The organism is Pseudomonas sp. CM25 (assembly GCF_013179705.1).
Lineage (GTDB): Bacteria > Pseudomonadota > Gammaproteobacteria > Pseudomonadales > Pseudomonadaceae > Aquipseudomonas.
This window is the reverse complement of sequence record NZ_JABMCW010000534.1, coordinates 1-2,585: the sequence shown is the minus strand read 5'-3', so window position 1 is coordinate 2,585 and position 2,585 is coordinate 1. Positions and strand designations below refer to the sequence as shown.

Here is a 2,585-nt window from a genome sequence, read left to right as displayed (position 1 = left end):
GCTTCCAGGCCCTGGACAACATCAACCTGGACATCAACAGCGGCGAGCTGGTGGCCCTGCTCGGCCCGTCCGGCTGCGGCAAGACCACCTTGCTGCGCATCATTGCCGGCCTGGAAACACCCGATCAGGGCAGCATCGTGTTCCATGGCGAGGACGTGTCCGGCCACGACGTGCGTGACCGCAACGTCGGTTTCGTGTTCCAGCACTATGCGCTGTTCCGCCACATGAGCGTGTTCGACAACGTCGCCTTCGGCCTGCGCATGAAGCCCAAGGGCGAGCGCCCGAGCGAGAGCAGAATTGCCGAGAAGGTGCATGAGCTGTTGAACATGGTGCAGCTGGACTGGCTGGCCGACCGCTACCCCGAGCAGTTGTCCGGTGGCCAGCGCCAGCGTATCGCCCTGGCCCGCGCCCTGGCGGTGGAGCCCAAGGTGTTACTGCTGGACGAGCCGTTCGGCGCGCTGGATGCCAAGGTGCGCAAAGAGCTGCGCCGCTGGCTGGCGCGCTTGCACGAAGATATCAACCTGACCTCGGTGTTTGTCACCCACGACCAGGAAGAAGCCATGGAAGTGGCCGACCGCATCGTGGTGATGAACAAGGGCGTGATCGAGCAGATCGGCTCGCCGGGCGAGGTGTACGAGCAGCCGGCCAACGATTTCGTCTACCACTTCCTGGGCGATTCCAACCGCCTGGCGCTGAGCGAAGGGCACCATGTGCTGTTCCGCCCGCATGAGGTTTCGCTGTCGCGGCATGAGACCGAAGGGCACCATGCGGCCGAGGTGCGGGATATCCGGCCGCTGGGCGCGACCACGCGGGTTACCTTGAAGGTGGAAGGACAGAGCGAGCTGATCGAGGCCGAGGTGGTCAAGGACCATGACAGCCTGACCGGGTTGGCGCGGGGGGAAACGCTATTCTTCCGGCCCAAGGTTTGGCAGAAGGTGGCGGATATCTGAGTCACCGTTGATGAAGAAAAGCCCGGGGTTGGTCCTGGGCTTTTTTCTGCCTGTGAGATTGCCGGGGCTGCGCAGCCAGCCCTCACATCGATCGCATTGACTGCGAGCTATGATGCGGTCCTTGTGGGAGCTGGCTTGCCGGCGATCGAGGGCGCAGCCCTCGCGGCAATCTCATGCCTTGAGCGAATATTTTGCATGCCCGCAGTGCATCGACTTGAGGCCCTCAAGCCACAGCCCGCGAATTCCAAGGCCTTCCCACGAAGAGGGCAAATAAATATTCCCATAAGTTCTAAACATAATTTTAAACATTACTTTAAGAGATAAGCCCCTGGCCCCGATGATTCAGCCACACACCTGAATCGAGACCCCAGGAGTTTGATCAATGGGTAATGTGCAGTCGGCCGTCAGGGCCTACGACCAGCCATGGCGGCCAGCCCCGGGCGACCTGGTCGAGCTTGGGCGCACGCTTCGCTTGCCACTCGGCCAGCTGCGCCTGCAGCGCACGCCGGTCAGTGAGCTCAAGCGCCGCCACAAGCTGCTGTTGGGCTTGCTGGTGCTGGCCCTGCATGGCGCGGCCGCGTACTGGCTGAGTCAGGCGCCAACCCCCGAGCTGCCGGTAGTACCGCCACAGGTGCCACCCATGACCATCGAGTTTGCCGCGCCGACCCCTCCGGTGCTCAAGCCTCCACCGCCTGCGCCTGCTCCTACTGTGGTCGAGCCGCCACCGCCGCCAGTGGTCGACGAACTGGCCGCCAAACCCAAACCCAAGCCGAGGCCTGTGCCCAAGCCGGTGGTCAAGCAGCAGTCGAAACCGCAGCCCAAGCCGGTTGAAGCGCCGCCGCCAGCCCCGGTAGCGGCCCCGGCACCGCCTGCGCCAGCACCACCCGCGCCGGCCCCGGTAACGCCAGCATCGGCCAACGCCGCCTACCTGAAGAACCCTGCGCCGGAATACCCGCAAATGGCTCAGCGCCGTGGCTGGGAAGGCACCGTGCTGCTGCGCGTCGAGGTGCTGCCCAGTGGCAAGCCCGGGCAGATCCAGGTCCAGAAAAGCAGCGGCCGCGATGCCCTCGATGCCGCCGCGCTGGCTGCGGTGAAGCGCTGGAGTTTCGTGCCCGCCAAGCAGGGCGACGTGGCCCAGACCGGCTGGGTCAGTGTGCCGATCGATTTCAAGCTTCGCTAACTTTTCAGAACACAGGAAAACATCATCATGAGCCTGCTGGCATCCCCCCTCGAATCTGTTGAAAGCGCAGTCATCTGGCTGCTGGTCGGTTTTTCTGTCGTCACCTGGGGCCTGGCCTTGGTCAAGGTTGCGCAGTTCGTACGGTTGAGGCGCCAGGACAAGCGCTTCCACCAGCAGTTCTGGGCAGCTTCGAGCCTGGACTCGGCGGCGCAGATCAGCCACGAACAGCCTGGGCCTGCTGCTCGCGTTGCCCAGGCCGGCTACGCCGCGATCGCCGTCGGTGACACCCAGGCCAACGACCTGAGCCACGCCATCAATCATCAAGACCGCCTGGAGCGCGCCCTGCGGCAGCAGATCGTGCGTGAGCGCCGCTCGCTGGAAACCGGCCTGGCAGTGGTTGCCAGTATCGGCAGCACTTCACCTTTCATCGGCCTGTTCGGCACCGTTTGGGGCAT

3 protein-coding genes are annotated in these 2,585 nt (G+C 64.1%); all 3 read left to right on the top strand.

What is annotated here, in order from left to right; translation table 11 throughout:
- The coding region (locus HP546_RS29065; protein WP_172232968.1) for a sulfate/molybdate ABC transporter ATP-binding protein at positions 1-950 on the top strand (950 nt) is incomplete at its 5' end.
- Between the two features lie 382 nt (positions 951-1,332).
- Entirely contained in the window at positions 1,333-2,130 is a 798-nt protein-coding gene (locus tag HP546_RS29060) for an energy transducer TonB (protein WP_172232965.1), read from the top strand.
- 27 nt (positions 2,131-2,157) lie between these two features.
- On the top strand, positions 2,158-2,585 hold a 428-nt coding region (locus tag HP546_RS29055; RefSeq protein ID WP_172232962.1), incomplete at its 3' end, for a MotA/TolQ/ExbB proton channel family protein.

Bases quoted from the DNA above. Each gene is read 5' to 3' on its own strand.
- HP546_RS29060 (WP_172232965.1), top strand. From the start codon at position 1,333: ATGGGTAATGTGCAGTCGGCCGTCAGGGCCTACGACCAGCCATGGCGG.